The sequence below is a fragment of the Variovorax sp. V118 genome (assembly GCF_041154445.1).
GTDB classification, from domain to species: domain Bacteria; phylum Pseudomonadota; class Gammaproteobacteria; order Burkholderiales; family Burkholderiaceae_C; genus Variovorax; species Variovorax boronicumulans.
On the sequence record NZ_AP028663.1, the window covers coordinates 931,111 to 949,405 of the forward strand.

General features: G+C 72.5%; 4 protein-coding genes. All 4 read left to right on the top strand.

The annotated features are described in order from the left end of the window. The first annotated feature begins 3 nt into the window (after positions 1 to 3). The 4 genes from ACAM52_RS04310 to ACAM52_RS04325 are packed head-to-tail and all read left to right on the top strand — an operon-like array spanning position 4 to position 18,256. Entirely contained in the window at positions 4 to 3,108 is a 3,105-nt protein-coding gene (locus ACAM52_RS04310) for an amino acid adenylation domain-containing protein (protein ID WP_369646222.1), read from the top strand. Then, complete coding sequence (locus ACAM52_RS04315; RefSeq protein ID WP_369646223.1) at positions 3,105 to 10,868, top strand: amino acid adenylation domain-containing protein; 7,764 nt, start codon at positions 3,105 to 3,107, stop codon at positions 10,866 to 10,868. The genes ACAM52_RS04310 and ACAM52_RS04315 overlap by 4 nt, the downstream gene beginning before the upstream one ends. Beyond that, positions 10,869 to 17,915, top strand: coding sequence for an amino acid adenylation domain-containing protein (locus tag ACAM52_RS04320; protein ID WP_369646224.1), 7,047 nt, complete (start codon positions 10,869 to 10,871; stop codon positions 17,913 to 17,915). After that, positions 17,903 to 18,256, top strand: a complete 354-nt coding sequence (locus ACAM52_RS04325) for a hypothetical protein (protein WP_369646225.1) — start codon at positions 17,903 to 17,905, stop codon at positions 18,254 to 18,256. The genes ACAM52_RS04320 and ACAM52_RS04325 overlap by 13 nt, the downstream gene beginning before the upstream one ends. Positions 18,257 to 18,295: the final 39 nt, after the last annotated feature.

Genomic DNA, 18,295 nt, shown 5'->3' on the forward strand with positions numbered 1-18,295 from the left:
GAAATGACGACCATGACCGACCCCTTCGACGACACGACCTTCCCGCTGAGCCCCGAACAACGCGCCGTGCCGGCCAATGCGCCGCGCCTGCTGCTGCGTGCCGACATCGAGGGCGGGCTCGACGCTGCGCGCCTGCGCGACGTGGTGGCGCGCGTGCTGGGCGCGCACGGCGCCCTGTGCAGTGCCATCCGCGCGGTGCCGGGCTACCGGGGGCTGCGCCAGCAGTACACCGACGGGATGACGCCGCTGGCTTGGGCGGACACGGACCTGCGTGATGCGCCCGAGGCCGCACTGGCCGACTGGCTGGCGAGCCTGCAGGCCGCGCCGCTGGACATCGCGCGCGGCGAGATGGTCCGTGCCGGGCTCGCACGCACTGGGGAGGCACGTCACACACTGGCGCTTTCCGTGCATGCCTGGGTCGGCGACCGGGGCAGCCTGCAGCACTTGTTCGACCAGATCGCCACGGCCTTCGCGGACGAACACGCCTTCGATGCCGCCGAGGTGTTCCCGTATGCACGCTTCGTGACCTGGCGCCAGGACCTGCTCGATGGCGAAGACGCTGCCGAGGGCCGTGCCTACTGGCAGCGCTACCTCGCGCAGGCGTCCTCGCTCACGCCGCCGCGCCTCGTCGGCCGGCAAGCTGCTGCCTCCCAGCAGGCTGTGCGCGTGCGTGCTGACGAATCCGTCGACGCCACTTTCGCGAGTCGCATGGCCGCCTGCGCCGACACACTGGGCGCACAGCCCGACACGCTGCTGCAGGCCGTCTGGTGGCTGCTGATCGCGCGGCTGGACGGCACCAGCCGCTTCATCGCCGGCTGGCAGCACGACTGCCGCCGCGACTACCCGCCGATGCAGGGTGCGGTCGGCGTGTTCGACAAGGTGCTGCCGCTCATCGTCGAGACCGCGCCCGAGACGCGCTTTGCCGACTGGTTCGACAACGTCGACGGCACGCTGGCCGCGCATGTCGAAGCGCAGGAGTACTGGGCCGTCGAGGCGCTGCCCATTGCCACGCACCTCGCGGTCGGCTTCGCGTGCCACGACCGGCCGCGCCGCCACGGCGCCGATCCGCAATGGGAGCTGGCTGCGTTGCCGGGGCCAGTGCCGACGTTCGAACTCGCTCTGCAGGTCGCATGGGACGCCGACGGCGCCGCGCTCTCGGTGCATGCCGATGCCGCACGCCACAGCGAGGTGGCGGCGCAGCGCCTGCTGATGCAGTACCTCTGCCTGCTGGACGCCGTGGTCGAACGCCCCGACGCCGCGCTCGGCGCGCTGCCGCTGGTCGGTGCGCGCGAGCGCGAGCTGCTGCTGCAGTCGCAAGAGGCCGTGGCCGATGTCGGCACGCAGACGGTCACCCAGCGCATCGCCCACTGGGCCGTCGAAACGCCCGATGCGCCCGCACTAGAAGCAGGCGACCAGCGCCTGAGCTACCGCGAACTCGACCAGCGCATCGGTCGCATCGCCCACTGGCTGCAAGGGCAGGGCGTGACGCCCGGCACCATCGTCGCGCTGAACCTTCCGCGTGCGCTCGACCTGCCGGTGGCGATCCTCGCCGTCTGGCGCGCGGGCGCCGCCTACCTGCCGCTCGACCCCGACTGGCCCGAGGCGCGTCGCGCGGCGGTGCTGGCCGATGCGAAGCCGGTGTTCACCATCGACGCCGCATTGCCCGATGCGAGCACGCTGCCCGAGGCGCAAGCCGCATCGCACATCGCCGCACCGAACGACCTCGCCTACGTGCTCTACACCTCCGGCTCCACCGGCACGCCCAAGGGTGTGGCCGTCGAGCAGGGCCAGCTGCAGAACTACGTGGCAGCCGCGTCTGCCGCGATGCAGCTCGACACCTGCCGCCGCTGGGCGCTCACCAGCTCGGTGGCGGCCGACCTGGGCAACACCGCACTGTTCGGCGCGTTCCACAACGGCGCCTGCCTCGTCGTGGCAGCGCCGCACGAGGCCAAGGACGCCGAGGCCTTCGCGCGCTTCATGCGCACACGCGCCATCGACGCACTGAAGATCGTGCCCTCGCACCTCGAAGCGCTGCTCGAAAGCGCCGCGCCCTGCCTGCCGCGCACGCTGGTGCTGGGCGGCGAGGCCGCGCCGCGCGCGCTGGTCGAGCGCATCGCGCGGCTGGCGCCGCAGTGCGCCATCTACAACCACTACGGGCCGACCGAGGCCACGGTCGGCGTCATGGTGCATGCCGTCGAACCCGGCGCGCCCGTGACCGAGCAGCTGCCGCTGATGCGCGTGCTCGCGAACAACCGCGTGCGCGTGCTCGATGCGTCGCGCGGCCTCGTGCCGGCCGGTGGGATGGGCGAGGTCTACATCGGTGGTGCGCAGCTGTGCCGTGGCTACCTGAACCGCGCGAACGCTGACGTGTTCGTCGCCGACCCGTTCTGCGCCGGCGAGCGCCTCTACCGCACGGGCGACCTCGCGTGGGTGCTGCCCGAAGACGGCCTGAGGCTCGCGGGGCGCGCCGACCACCAGGTGAAGGTCCACGGCTACCGCGTCGAGCCGGCCGAGGTCGAGGCGGCGCTGCTGGCGCGGCCCGGCGTGCGCCAGGCGGTCGTGCTCGCCGTGCCCGATGCAGCCGGCGCGACCACGCTCGCCGCCTTCTTCGTCGGCGACAGCGAGGCGGCCGACGGCCGCGCGCTGCGCGAGCAACTCGCCGCGTTGCTGCCCGCACACATGGTGCCCGCGCGCTGCACGGCCGTGAGCGCCTTCGCGCGCCTGCCGAACGGCAAGATCGACCGGCTCGCGCTGGCGGCCTCGGCCCCGGCCGAAGCGCCACGGCGTGCAGTGAAGGCCCCGCGCGACGCGCTCGAAGCGCTGCTCGCCGACGGCATGGCCACGCTGCTGGGCAGCGGCCCGGTCGGCGTGGAAGACGACTTCTTCGAACTCGGCGGCCACTCGCTGCAGGTCATCAAGCTGGTGGCGCGCATCCGCAAGCTGCTGCAGGTCGAGGTGGCGGCCGGCGTGGTGTTCGACCACCCGACGCCGGCGGCGCTCGCCGCCGTGCTGCGCGAGGCCAGCGCCGATGCCGTCGCGCTCGAACAGCTGGCGCAGACGCACCGGCAGCGCGACCTCGCCGACGAATCCGTGGGCGAGGCCGCATGAGCATCGCCATGGACGAGATCACCCGCACCGTGCACGACGGCCAGGCGGTGCCGCTGTCGTATGCGCAGGAGCAGCTGTGCTTCCTGCAGAAGCTCGAGCCCGGGCTCACGGCCTACAACCTGCCGCGTGTGTTCCGGCTGACCGGCGCGCTCGACGCCGATGCGCTGGAACGCGCGTTCCAGGCGGTCGGTGCGCGCCACGCGATCCTGCGCACGCACTTCGTCGAGCACGACGGCGTGCCGATGCAGGTGGTGCAGGCCGAGGTGCCGTTCGCGCTGGAGCGCATCGACCTCTCGGGCCAGAGCGCTGACGCGCAGCAGGCCGCCGTCGACGCGCTCGTGCGCCGCACCGCGACGCATGTGTTCGACCTGGGCCGCGCGCCCGCGCTGGTGGCCCGGCTCGCGAAGCTGGCCGACGACCGGCATGTGCTGACCGTCTGCCTGCACCACATCGTCTCCGACGCCTGGTCGAACCCGATCCTGGCGCGCGACCTCGGCGCGGCCTATGCGCTGGCGCTGCGCAGCGACGGCCCGGTGCAGCTGCCGCCGCTGCCCGTGCAGTACGCCGACTTTGCCGTGTGGCAACGCGCCCGCGTGCAGGGCGGGGCGCTCGCGCCGCAGCTGGACCACTGGAACCGCCACCTCGGCGACGAGGTGCCGTCGCTCGACCTGCCGACCGACCGCGCGCGCCCCGCGCAGCAGACCTTCGCCGGCACTGCACTCGGCTTCGAACTGCCGCCGGCCCTGGCGGCGGCGCTGCAGAAGTTCTGCCGCGCCGAACGCTGCACGCCCTTTGTCGTGCTGCTCGCGGCCTGGCAGGTGCTGCTGTCGCGCTGCAGCGGGCAGGACGACTTCGCCATCGGCGTGCCCAACGCAGGCCGTCACCGCGAGGAGGTGCAGGACCTGCTGGGCTTCTTCATCACGACCCAGGTGTTCCGCGCGCGGCTCGCGCCCCGGCGCACGCTGCGCGAGGTGTGCCGGCAGGTGCGCGCCGACGCGCTGGCAGCGCTCGACCATGCCGACCTGCCGTTCGAGGTGCTGCTGGCCAGCCGCAAGGACCGCCGCGACCCCGCGCGCAGCCCGCTGTTCCAGGCCATGTTCGGCGTGCAGATGGCCGGCGAGGCCGTCGCGCTCGACTTCGCGGGTGTGCGCGCCGAGCTGCAAGAGTTCGACGACGCGGGTGCCAAGTTCGACCTGTCGCTGGACTTCTACATCGACCCGCAAAGCGTGCGCGGGCGGCTCGAATACAACACCGACCTGTTCGACGCCACGACCGCGCAGCGCCTGGTGCGCGCCTACCAGCGCGTGCTGCAGGCGATGTCGGACGACCCCGACCGCGTGCTCGCGAACCTCGTGCTCACCGATGCGGACGATGAGGCGCGGCTGCGCGCGTGGAGCGAGAACCTGCCGCACCGCCCGTACACGCGACCCGTGCACCGGCTGATCGAAGCGCAGGCGCGCGAGCGACCCGAGGCGGTCGCGCTGGTGTTCGGCGACGCGGTGCTGCGCTATGGTGAACTCGACGCGCGCACCAACGCGCTGGCCCACCGCCTGATCGGCCTCGGTGTGCGGCCCGACATGCCCGTGGGCATCGCCGCCGAGCGCAGCCTCGAGATGGTCGTGGGACTGCTGGCGATCCTCAAGGCCGGTGGCGCGTATGTGCCGGTCGACCCCGAACTGCCGCGCGAGCGCATCGCGTACATGCTCGAAGACAGCGGCGTGACCCTGCTGCTCACGCAGTCGCACCTGCGTGAAGCGTTGCCAGTGGCGGCGCATGTGCAGTTGCTGGCATTGGATGCGCTCGATTTGTCCGGCGAATCCACAGCGTGCCCGCAGGTCGCACTGCATGGCGAAAACCTCGCCTACGTGATCTTCACCTCGGGCTCCACGGGCCGCCCCAAGGGCGCGGCCAACCGCCACAACGCGCTCTACAACCGCCTGGCCTGGATGCAGGACGCCTACGCATTGAACGAGGGCGACACCGTGCTGCAGAAGACGCCGTTCGGCTTCGACGTGTCGGTGTGGGAATTTTTCTGGCCGCTGATGCAGGGCGCGCGCCTTGTCGTCGCCGCGCCTGGCGATCACCGCGAGCCGGCACGCCTGGTCGAGCTGATCCGCACGCACGGCGTGACCACGCTGCATTTCGTGCCCTCGATGCTGCAGGCCTTCCTGGCGCACGACGGCATCGAGGCCTGCACCAGCCTGCGGCGCATCGTCTGCAGCGGCGAGGCGCTGCCGGCCGAGGCGCAGGCGAAAGTGTTCGAGCGCCTGCCGGGCGCGGGGCTGTACAACCTCTACGGCCCGACCGAGGCTGCCATCGACGTGACGCACTGGACCTGCCGCGCCGACGGGCTGAACCATGTCGCCATCGGCCGCCCCATCGCGGGCTGCAAGACCTACGTGCTCGACGCGGGCCTGAACCCCGTGCCGCCGGGCGTGGGCGGCGAGCTGTACCTGGGCGGCATCGGCCTGGCGCGCGGCTACCTGCACCGGCTGGGCCTCACGGCCGAGCGCTTTGTCGCCGACCCGTTCAGCGAGAGCGGCGAGCGCCTGTACCGCACGGGCGACCTCGTGCGCTGGCGCGATGACGGCCAGCTGGCCTACCTGGGCCGCATCGACCACCAGGTGAAGGTGCGGGGCTTTCGCATCGAACTCGGCGAGATCGAGGCGCAGCTGCTGGCGCAGCCGCAGGTGCGCGAGGCCGTGGTGGTTGCCGATGAAGGCCCGGGCGGCACGCGGCTGGTCGGCTACGTATCGCCGCAGCCCGGTGCGGCGGTGGACGCGGCCGTGCTCAAGGCGCGCCTGGCCGAGGTGCTGCCCGAGTACATGGTGCCGGCGCTGCTGTGCGTGCTGCCGGCCCTGCCGCTCAATGCCAACGGCAAGATCGACCGCAAGTCGCTGCCCAAGCCCGAGCGCAGCGGGGCGCAGGCCTACGAAGCGCCCGAGGGCGTGGTCGAACAGGCGCTCGCAACGGTCTGGGCCGAGGTGCTCGGCCTTCCGCGCGTGGGTCGGCAGGACAACTTCTTCGAACTCGGCGGCGATTCGATCCTGAGCCTGCAGATCGTGTCGCGGCTGCGCACGGCGGGCTGGAAGCTCACGCCGCGCCAGATGTTCGAGCGCCAGACCGTCGCCGGGCAGGCGGCCGTGGCCGAGCCCGTGGGCGCTGCGGTGCAGGCCGAGCAGGCGGCAGCCGAAGGCGAGGTGCCGCTGCTGCCGTTCCAGGCCGCGTTCTTCGAGGCCGACATGCCCGAGCGCCATCACTGGAATCAGTCGCTGCTGCTGCAAGGCCGCGAGCCGCTGGCGGTGCGCGCGCTCGAAGCCGCGCTGGCGGCCGTAGTGCAGCACCACGATGCCTTCCGCCTGCGCTTCCATCAGGCAAGCGATGGCCGCTGGCGACAGGTCTACGAAGCGCTGCCGGCGCGCTGGCGCGAAGAATGGCTCTGGGTGCGCGATGCAGCGAACCCCGCGCAGATCGCCGCGCTGTGCGACGAGGCGCAGCGCAGCCTCGACCTCGCGCACGGGCCGCTGCTGCGTCCGCTGGTCATCCGCCTGCCCGGCGGCGACTGGCGCCTGCTGCTGGCGGCGCACCACCTCGTGGTCGATGGCGTGTCGTGGCGCATCGTGCTCGACGACCTGGCCACCGCGTACGCGCAGTGTCGCGACGGCCGGCCGGTCGCGCTGCCACCGAAGAGCGCCAGCTTGCAGGCCTGGGCGCGTGAGCTGCAGAGCCAGGCCGCCGCGATGGACGGCGAACTCGCGCACTGGCAGGCCTTCGCCGATGTGCCGGTCGCGCTGCCCTGCGCGCGGCCCGAGGGCGTGAACACCGTGGCGCGCCGCGCCAGCATCGCGTGGCAGCTCGACCGCGCGCGCACGCAGGCGTTGCTCAAGGCAGCACCGGCCGCCTACCGCACGCAGGTCAACGACCTGCTGCTCACGGCGCTCGGGCGTGCGCTGTGCGGCTGGAGCGGGCATGCGCAACTCGCGATCCTGCTCGAAGGGCACGGCCGCGAAGACATCCTCCCCGCGCAGAAGGCACTCGACCTGTCGCGCACCACGGGCTGGTTCACGAGCCTGTTCCCCGTGCGGCTCGATCCGCTGGGCGCGTGGGGCGACGCGATCAAGCGCGTGAAGGAAGACCTGCGCCGCGTGCCGCAACGCGGTCTCGACCATGGCGTGCTGAGGCACCTGGGCACGGACGCACAGCAGCAGGCGCTGCGCGCATTGCCGCGGCCGCAGCTGGTCTTCAACTACCTGGGGCAGGTCAATGGTGCGGTCGAGGCCGCGTGGTCGCTCGCGCCCGAAGACGCGGGCGAGCCCGTCGCGGCGAGCGCACCGCTGCTGCACGAATTCAGCGTCAATGCACAGGTGCGCGACGGTGCGCTGCAACTGACGGTGGACTTCAGCGCGGCGCGGCATGCGCAGGAGGACGTGCAAGATTGGGTGAACCGCTTCGGCGACGAACTCGAAGCGCTGATCGCGCACTGCACCTCGGGCGCTTGCGGCGTCACGCCGTCGGACTTCCCGCTGGCCGGGCTCGACGCCGCGCAGCTCGACGCGCTGCCGCTGCCCGTGGCACAGCTCGAAGACCTCTATCCGCTGTCGCCGATGCAGTCGGGCATGCTGTTCCACAGCCTGGTCGACGCGCAAGGAGAGGCCTACGTCAACCAGCTGTGCATGGACATCGACGGCCTCGATGCCGAGCGCTTCCGCGCCGCATGGCAGCGCGTGCTGGGACGCCACGAGATCCTGCGCAGCGGCTTCCTGGCCGACGGCGCCACGCCGCTGCAATGGGTGGCGCGCAGTGCCGAGATGCCGTGGGCCGAGCAAGACCTGCGCGAGAGCGTCGATGTGCCAGGTGCACTGGCGCGGCTGGCCGCGTCGCAGCGCGCGAGCGGCTTCGACTTGGCACGCCCGCCGTTGATGCGAATCGCGCTGGCCCGCACGCAGGCACAGCGCCATCACCTCGTCTGGACCTACCACCACCTGCTGCTCGACGGTTGGAGCGTGGCCCAGCTGCTGGCCGAGGTGCTGCGCAGCTACGCGGGGCAGGCCGGCGAGCCCGCGCCGGGGCGTTTCCGCGACCACATCGCGTGGCTCGCCGCGCGCGACACGCAGGCCGGCGAGTCGCACTGGCGCCGCGTGTTGGCCGGTGTGGAAGAACCGACGCGCCTTGCCACGGCGCTGGTGCCGCCTGTCGCACCGCGCCCGGGCAAGGCCCGCCAGCGGCTAGCCTTCGACACCGAAGCCACGCGCGGCCTGCGCGAAGCCGCGCGGGCCGCGCACGTCACGCTCAACACCTTCGTGCAGGCCGCCTGGGCGCTGCTGCTGGGCCAGCGCACGCGCACCGGCACCGTCGTGTTCGGCGCCACCGTCGCCGGCCGCAGCGCCGAGATGCCGGGCGCCGAGCGCATGCTGGGCCTGTTCATCAACACACTGCCCGTGGTCGCGCGCCTGCGGCCCGGCCAGCCCGTGGGCGACTGGCTGCGCGAACTGCAGGCGGCGCAGGTCGCGTCGCGCGAACACGAGCACACGCCGCTGCACGAGATCCAGGCCTGGGCCGGGATGGGCGGGCAGGGGCTGTTCGACACGCTGGTGGTGTTCGAGAACTACCCGGTCGATGCGGCCTTGCGCGGAGACGCGGCGGCCGGCCTGAGCTTCGGCGCGGTGCATACGCAGGAAGAAACCTCGTACCCGCTGACATTGATGGTGCACGACGATGCGGCGCTGTACATCGACCTCGTGCATGCGCTCGACGTGTGCGACGAGGTGCAAGCCGCGGCGCTGGTGGGCCAGTTGCGCGCGGCGCTGCTGGCGCTCGCCGGCGATGCGGCGCAGGCCGTGGGCCAGCTGACGTTGGCCGATGCGGCCGCGCGCGAGCGGTTGTCGTCATGGTCGCGCGGTGCATTCGCACCGCAGGCGGTCGTGCCCGTCCACCACCTCATCGAACAGCAGGCGAAGGCGAACCCCGACGCACTGGCGCTGGTCACGGCCGAGCATCGCCTCACCTACGCCGCACTCAACCGCCTCGCGAACCGCTGGGCCCACCGTTTGATCGCGCAGGGCGTGCGGCCCGACATGCCGGTTGCAATCGCCGTCGATCGCTCGGCCGAGACCGTCGTCGGCCTGCTCGCCGTGCTCAAGGCCGGCGGCGCCTACGTGCCGCTCGACCCGGCGTTCCCGACCGAGCGGCTGGCCTACATGGTCGAGGACAGCGGCGCCTCGCTGCTGCTCACGCGCCGCGCGCTGATGCCGCGTCTGCCCGAAGCAGCGAGCGTGCAGAGGCTGGCCTTCGACCTCGACGCAACCGACGACGGCATGGCCGCCTGGCCCGACCACGACCCGGCGGTGCCGGTGCATGGCGAGCAGCTGGCCTACGTGCTCTACACCTCGGGCTCCACCGGCCGACCCAAGGGCGTGGCGATGCGCCACGACGCGGTCGCGCGTCTCATCGCGTGGCAACTGCAACGCCTGCCGGGCGCGAGCCGCACGCTGCTGTTCGCCTCGCCGTGCTTCGACGTGGCGTTCCAGGAAATGGTCAGCGGGCTGGCCGGCGGCGGCTGCCTCGTGCAGACGACCGACGCGCAGCGGCTCGACCTCGATGCGCTCGAGGCGTTGGTGCACGGAGAAGGCGTCGAACGCATGTTCCTCACCTTCTCGGTGCTGCAGCATTTCGCCGAACAGTCGCTGGCCTCGGGCCGGCGGTTGCCGGCGCTGCGGCAGGTCATCACGGCGGGCGAGCAGCTCAAGCGCACGCCCGCGCTGGCCGAGTGGCTGGCGCGCGAATCGCAGTGTCGGCTCATCAACCAGTACGGGCCGACCGAGACGCACGTGGTGAGCGAGTTCGTGCTCGACGGTGCAGGCCCCGACGACCTGCCGCCCATCGGCACGCCCGCATCGAGCGCGTGCCTGCGCGTGCTCGATGCCAATCTTCAACCCGTGCCCGTCGGCGTGGCCGGCGAGCTGTGCGTGGGCGCCGAGGTGCTGGCGCGCGGTTACCTGCACCGCGCCGGCCTGACGGCGCAGCGCTTCGTCGCCGATCCGTTCGATGGGCATGGCGGGCGGCTCTACCGCACCGGCGACCTCGTGCGCTGGCGCGATGACGGGCAGCTCGAGTACCTCGGCCGGCTCGACCATCAGGTGAAGGTGCGGGGCTTTCGCATCGAACTCGGCGAGGTCGAGTCGCAGCTGCTCGCGCAGCCCGGCGTGCGACAGGCCCTGGTGCTGGCGCAGGACGGGCCGGGCGGCGCGCGCCTGGTGGCGTATGCCGCGGGCGCCGAAGGCCAGCCGCTGCGCCCCGCGGCGCTGCGTGCGGGGCTGGCGGCGGCGCTGCCCGACTACATGGTGCCGAGCGTCATCGTCGCGATGCCGCAGGGGCTGCCGCTGAACGCCAACGGCAAGGTCGACCGGCATGCGCTGCCACCGCCCGAAGCCGCGGAAGAGCGTGCCCACGTGCCGCCGCAGGGCGCCACCGAAACCGCGCTGGCGGGTCTGTGGGCGCAGGTGCTGGGGCTGTCGCGCGTGGGGCGCGGCGACAACTTCTTCGAGCTCGGCGGGCATTCGCTCGCGGTGCTCAAACTGCGTCAGCAGGTCAAGGCGCAGATGGGCATCGACCTGCCGCTGCAGCGCTACTTCGAGCTGCCCGACCTGGCGGCGTGCGCGCAGGCGCTCGACGCGCAAGGGCCGGCGCAGGCGCAGCAGGCCGCGCAGGCCGAGAGCGATCTCGATCGCATGGATGCATTGTTGGAAAGTCTGGGGGGTTGAGTGAGCAGTAGCAGCAGTAGCAGCGAACGCGGCAGGGCCATCGCCCAACGGCTGGCAGGTTTGCCACCGGCGCGACAGAAGGAATTCATCGCCGCGTTGCGTGCGCAGGGCATCGATTTCGGCCGCCTGCCGATCGTGCCCGACCCGGCCGCCGTGCCCGGTGCGCCGCGGCCCGCCTCGTACGCGCAGGCGCGCCAGTGGTTCCTATGGCAGATGGACCCCGAAAGCACCGCGCAGCACATCACGGCCGCGCTCACGCTGCACGGCGTGCTCGACCACGCGGCGCTGCGTGCGAGCCTGCAGGCGCTGGTGGTGCGGCATCCGTCGCTGCGCACGCGCTTCGGCGTGAGCGACGACGGCGTGCCGCAGCAGACGGTGTCGCCCGAGGCGGTGCTCGACCTGAATGAAGCCGATCTGCGCGCCCACCCCGCGCAGGTGCGCGACGAGGCCGCGCGCCTCGTGCGCACGCCCTTCGATCTGTCGCGCGGCCCGCTGTTGCGCGTGGGCCTGCTGCGCACCGGCGAGACCGCGCACCTGCTGGTGCTGGTGATGCACCACATCGTGTCCGACGGCTGGTCGATGCAGCTGCTGGTCGACGACTTCGGCGCGCTGTACCAGGCGCACCGTCAAGGGAACGACGCCGTCGTGTCGCCTGCGCCCGCCCTGCAGTACGCCGACTACGCAGCGTGGCAGCGCCACTGGCTCGAAGCAGGCGAGGGCGAACGCCAGCTCGCCTACTGGACCGAACGCCTGGGCGGCGAACAGCCGCTGCTGCAACTGCCCGCCGACCGCGCGCGTCCGCCGCAGGGACCGTACCTGGCCGCGCGCCATCGGCTCGACCTGCCGGATGAGTTGACGCAGGCGCTGCGCCGCCGCGCGAGCGCCGAGGGCGCGACGCTCTTCATGGTGCTGCTGGCCGGCTTCCAGGCGCTGCTGCACCGCTACACGGGCCAGGGCGACATCCGGCTCGGCGTGCCCGTGGCCAACCGCGACCGGCCCGAGACGGCCGGCATCCTCGGCCTGTTCGTCAACACGCAGGTGCTGCGCGCCGAGCTGGCCGGTCACACCATGCTGGCCCAGGCGCTGGCGCAGGCACGCGAGGCGGCGCTGGGCGCGCAGGCGCACCAGGACCTGCCGTTCGAACAGCTGGTCGAGGCGCTGCAGCCCGAGCGCAGCCTGAGCCACCCGCCGCTGTTCCAGGTGATCTTCAACCACCGGCAGCAGGACCTGGGCGCGCTCGACCGGCTCGAAGGCCTGCGCATCGAACCCTGCGAACTCGACGAGCAGGCGGCGCCCTTCGAACTCGCGCTCGACACGCTGGAGCAGGCCGACGGCATGCTCGGCCTGAGCTTCACCTACGCCCGCGCGATCTTCGAGCCCGCCACCATCGAGCGCATGGCCGCGCACTACGTCGCGGTGCTGCGCCAGCTGGCCGACAACCCTACGCGCACGCTGCGTGAGGTGGCGCTGCTCGGTCCGCAGGAACACGCCCAGCTGCGCGAATGGGGAGAGGGCTGGGACACGGCCTGGGACGAGGTGCCCGTGCACCGCCTCGTCGAGCGCCAGGCCGCGCTGCGGCCCGAGGCCACGGCGCTGATCGTCGATGGCGTGCCGATGTGCTTTCGCGACTTCGACCTGCGTGCCAACCGGCTCGCGCACGCCCTCATCGCACAGGGCGTGCAGCCCGAGGACCGCATCGGCCTCGCGGTGGAGCGTTCGCCCGAGATGGTGGTGGCGCTGCTCGGCGTGCTGAAGGCGGGCGCGGCCTATGTGCCGCTCGATCCCGACTACCCGCCCGAGCGGCTCGACTTCATGGCGGCCGACAGCGGCGTGCGGCTGCTGCTCACGCAGGCGCGCGTGCGCGAGCGGCTGGGCGCGTCGATGCAGGCGCTGCCCGCGCTGCTGCTCGACAGCGGCGTGCTCGACAGCGGGCCTGAAGACGCCCCCGATGTCGCGGTGCATCCCGAGCACTTGGCCTACGTGATCTACACCTCGGGCTCCACCGGCCAGCCCAAGGGCGTGGCCGTGGCGCATGGCCCGCTGAGCATGCACATCCAGACCATCGGCCGCGCCTACGGCATGACGCCGGAGGACCGCGAGCTGCAGTTCGCGTCGATCAACTTCGACGGCGCGCACGAGCGCATCTGGACGCCGCTGGCCTTCGGCGCCACGCTGATGCCCCGCAGCCAGGAGCTGTGGACCGTGCACCGCAGCCGCGAAGAGATGCGCCGCCACGGCATCACGATCGCCTGCTTCACGCCGGGCTACCTGCAGCAGATGGCCGACGAGCTCGGCGAGGACGGGCGCGTGCCCACGCTGCGCTCGTACACGGTGGGCGGCGAGGCCATGGGCCGCGTGGCCTGCGAGCGCGTGATGCAGACCTTGCAGCCGCCGCGCCTCATCAACGGCTACGGCCCGACCGAGACGGTGATCACGCCGACCATCGCCAAGGCCTATGCCGGCACCGCCTTCGACGCGGCCTACCTGCCCATCGGCGCGCCCGTGGGTGACCGCCGCGCCGTGGTGCTCGACACCGACATGAACCTGGTGCCGCCCGGCATGGCCGGCGAGCTGTACCTGGGCGGTTCGGGCCTGGCGCGCGGCTACCTGAACCGCGCCGGCCTGAGCGCCGAGCGCTTCGTGGCCGACCCCTTCGATGCGAACGGCGGACGGCTCTACCGCACCGGCGACCTCGTGCGATGGAGCGCCGACGGGCAGCTCGAGTACCTGGGGCGGCTGGATCACCAGGTGAAGGTGCGGGGTTTCCGCATCGAGCTCGGCGAGGTCGAGGCGCGTCTGCGCGCGCAGCCCGGCGTGCGCGAGGCCGTGGTGGTCGCGCGCGAGCGTGCGGGCGGTGCGCTGTTGCTGGCCTACGTGTCGAGCCTCGATGCGCAACGCCCGGTCGAGGCCTTCACGCTGCGCGACGGCTTGGCGCAGGTGCTGCCCGAGTACATGGTGCCCTCGGCGATCACGGTGCTCGCGGCGCTGCCGTTGAACGCCAACGGAAAGGTCGACCGCGCCGCGTTGCCTGAGCCTGTGTTCGCTGCTACAGCCGACAGTTGGGAAGCGCCGCAGGGCGCGGCCGAGGAGGCGATGGCCGCCGTGTGGGCCGAGGTGCTGGGCGCGCCGCGCGTGGGCCGCAACGACAACTTCTTCGAACTCGGCGGCCATTCGCTGCTGGCCATGCAGCTGCTCGAGCGGCTGCGTCGCCAAGGCTTCGGCGCGCAGGTGCGCACGCTGTTCCAGAACCCGCGCTTCGCCGACTTCGCGCGCGCCACGCTGGAAGCCGGTGCCGCGCCGCGCCCGGCGCTGGTGGTGCCCGACAACGCGATCCCCGACGGCTGCACGCGGCTCACGCCGCAGATGCTGCCGCTGGTGACGCTCGACGACGCGCAGCTGCGCCGCATCGAGGCCGCTGTGCCCGGCGGCGCGGCCAACATCCAGGACATCTACCCGCTCGCGCCGCTGCAGGAAGGCCTGCTGTTCCATCACCTGATGCAGGCCGAGGGCGACGTCTATGTGCAGTCGCTGCAGATGCGCTTCGACAGCGAGGCCCGGCTCCATGCGTTCATGGACTGCCTGAACCGCGTCATCGCGCGCCACGACATGCTGCGCACGGCGGTGCTGTGGGAAGGGCTGGCGGAGCCGGTGCAGGTGGTGCACCGCCATGCACCCGCCGAGATCGAATGGCTGGCTATCGACGCCGCCGCGGGCGATGTCGCCGCGCAACTCGAAGCCCATGTGCGCCCCGGCCACTACCGCCTCGACGTGCGCCGCGCGCCCATGCTGCGCGCCATCGCCGCGCACGATGCGGCGGGCGGCGGCTGGCTGTTGCAGTTGCCAAGCCACCACCTGGCGCTCGACCATGTCTCGCGCGACCTGCTGGTCGAGGAGATCACGCTGCTGTTGCAGGGCCGCGCCGACGCGCTTCCCGCGCCCGTGCCGTTCCGCAGCTTCGTCGCGCAGGCGCGGCTCGGTGCCGACGTGGGCGAGCAGGAGGCGTTCTTTCGCCGCATGCTCGGCGACGTGCGCGAGCCGACCGCGCCCTTCGACCTGTTCGATGCGCGCGGCGACGGCACGGCCGTGGAAGAAGCGCACCTCGAACTCGACGCGGCATTGGCGCAGGCCGTGCGCACGCAGGCGCAGCGCAGCGGCGTGAGCGCGGCCACGCTGTTCCACCTGGCGTGGGCGCTGGTGCTGGCCAAGACCACGGGCAAGGACGACGTGGTGTTCGGCACCGTGCTGTTCGGCCGGCTCGCGGGCGGCGAGGGCGCGGGGCGCGCGCTCGGCATGATGATCAACACGCTGCCGCTGCGCGTGACGCTGGGTCGCAGCCATGCACTGGCCTGCGTGCGCCAGACCCACGCCGCGCTGGCCGGCCTGCTGCACCACGAGCATGCGAGCCTGTCGCTCGCGCAGCGCTGCAGCGCGGTGCCCAAGGGCACGCCGCTGTTCTCGACGCTGCTGAACTACCGCTATGTGGCGCAGGCGCCCGAGGCGGGTGCCGGTGCCGGCGGCTGGGAAGGCATCGAGACGCTCGGCGCGCAGGAGCGCTCGAATTACGCCTTCGCGTTGTCGGTGAACGAACGCGCCGACGGCTTCGCGCTGACCGCGCAGGTCGATGCATCGGTCGGTGCCGCGCGCGTGTGCCAGTACATGCACGACGCAGTGCGCCGCGTGGCCGACGACCTCGCGCAGGCGGCCATGCACCCGGTCGTCGCCTTCGACCTGTACACGGCCGACGAGGCGCAGCGCCTGCAGGCCTGGGGCGAGAACACGCCGGCTTACCAGCACACCGCACCGGTGCATGTGCTGGTGGCACGCCAGGCCGCGCTGCGGCCCGAGGCCACGGCGCTGATCTTCGGCGACCACACGTTGAGCTACGCGGCGCTGGAGACGCGCGCCAACCGGCTGGCGCACCACCTCGTGCGCGCGGGCGTGCGGCCCGAAGTGCGCGTGGGCCTCGCGGTGAGGCGTTCGGCGGACATGGTCGTGGCGCTGCTCGCGATCCTGAAAGCGGGCGGCGCCTACGTGCCGCTCGACCCGGCCTACCCGCCGCAGCGCCTGGCCTACATGGTGGAAGACAGCGGCGTCGCGCTGCTGCTGGCCGACGACGCCGTGGTGCTGGGCCGCATCGGCATGCCCGGTGTGAAGGCCCTGACGCTCGACACGCTCGATCTGTCGAACGGTCCGTCGCACGACCCCGGTGTGGCGGTGCACCGCGACCACCTGGCCTACGTGATCTACACCTCAGGCTCGACCGGAAAGCCCAAGGGCGTGGCCGTGGCACACGGCCCGCTGGCCATGCACGTGCAGTCGATTGGCGAGGCCTACGGCATGACGCCGGACGACCGCGAGCTGCAGTTCGCGTCGATCAACTTCGACGGCGCGCACGAGCGCACCTGGGTGCCGCTGGCCTTCGGCGCGGCGCTGATGCCGCGCGACGAAGAGGTCTGGCCGGTGGAGCGCACCTGCGCCGAAATTGCCCGCCACGGCATCACGATTGCCTGCTTCACGCCCGGCTACCTGCACCAGATGGCCGAGCTGATGGGCGAGGCTGCGAGCCGGCTGCCGATCCGTTCCTACACCGTGGGCGGCGAGGCGATGCCGCGCACCAGCTTCGCGCTGGTGCAGTCGGTGCTGAAGCCGCCGCGCATCGTCAACGGCTACGGACCGACCGAGACGGTGATCACGCCGATGATCGCCAAGGCCGCGCCGGGCGAGGGTTTCGACGCGGCCTACATGCCCATCGGCCGCCTCGTGGGCGACCGCACGGCCTATGTGCTCGACGGTGCCATGAACCAGGTGTCGCCCGGCGTGGCCGGTGAGCTGTACCTCGGCGGCGACGGCCTGGCGCGCGGCTACCTGCAGCGCGCGGGCCTGAGCGCCGAACGCTTCGTGGCCGACCCCTTCGGCGCGCCGGGCGGCCGGCTCTACCGCACGGGCGACCTCGTGCGCTGGGAGGCCGACGGGCAGATGGCCTACCTGGGGCGCATCGACCACCAGGTGAAGATCCGCGGCTTTCGCATCGAACTCGGCGAGATCGAGGCGCAGCTGCTGGCGCTGCCGCAGGTGCGCGAGGCGGTGGTGGTCGCCAGCCAGGGCGCGGGCGGCGCACGGCTGGTGGCTTATGTGTCGCCGCTGGCGGGCGAGCGCATCGAGCCGGCGCGGCTGCGTGCCAGCCTCGCGGCGCTGCTGCCCGAGCACATGGTGCCGGCGGCCATCGTCGTGCTCGACACGCTGCCGCTCAACATGAGCGGCAAGGTCGATCGCCATGCGCTGCCGGCGCCGGTGTTCGCCGGCGGCGACGGCTACGACGCGCCGCGCGGCAGCGCCGAGCAGGCGCTCGCGCGCATCTGGTCCGAGGTGCTGGGCGTGGCACGCGTGGGCCGCGACGACAACTTCTTCGAACTCGGTGGCGATTCGCTGCTGAGCCTGAAGGTGATGGCGCAGGCGCGTCGCCTGGGCCTGCCGGCGCTCGACCTGAAGCTGCACGACTTCCTGCGCGCACCGACCATCGCAGGGCTGCTGGGCGGGCGTGCCGATGCGCCGTCGCTGGTGGCCCTGAACGCCGTGGTGCCCGGTGCGCCGCCGCTGTTCTGCATGCACGCCGCCCTGGGCACGGTGTACGACTACGCGCCGCTGGCGCGCCGCCTGCAGGGCGTGCGCACCGTGTACGGCCTGCCGTGCCGCATGCTCGCCGATCCCGCGCACCGCGACGTGTCGCTGGCTCGCATGGCCGACGACTACGCCCGCATGCTCCGTGGCGTGCAGCCGCAGGGGCCGTACCACCTGCTGGGTTGGTCGCTCGGCGGCGCGCTCGCGGCGGCCGTGGCGGCGCGGCTCGAAGCCGAAGGGCAGGCCGTGGCGTTCCTCGGCCTGGTCGATCCCTACGTGCCCGAGCCCGACGCGCCCCTGCAGACGGTGGACGACGACGGCCGCCGCGACTTCGCCGACTTCGTCGCCTCGGCCTGCCGGCAGCGCGCCTGGACGGGCTGCTGGACATCGACGACTTCGTCTGCGACGAGGCGACGGTGGCAGCGCTGATCGCCCAGGCGCGTGCCAAGGCGCAGGCCCGTGGCGAAGCACTGGAGATGCCGGCGCACGCGAACCTGCCCGACGACGAGCTGGCCCGCATCTTCCTCGTGAGCCAGCAGCTGAAGGCGATCGAGACCGAGGCGCTCGTGCCGCTGCGCTGCCGCGCCGAGTGCTGGTGGATCGCGCGGCGCCCGGCGGCGGACCGCGCCGCGCTGGCGCTGCAACTGGGCCGGCCGGACCTCGCGAGCGCCGCGGCGCTCGACGAGGACCACCACGCGATCCTGCGCAGCCCGGTGTTGTTGACGCAACTGGCCGAGCGACTGGGCGAGGCCGAAGCCCTCGCGGCCTGACGCCCGGGCATAAAAAAACGCACGACCCGGAAGCCGGGT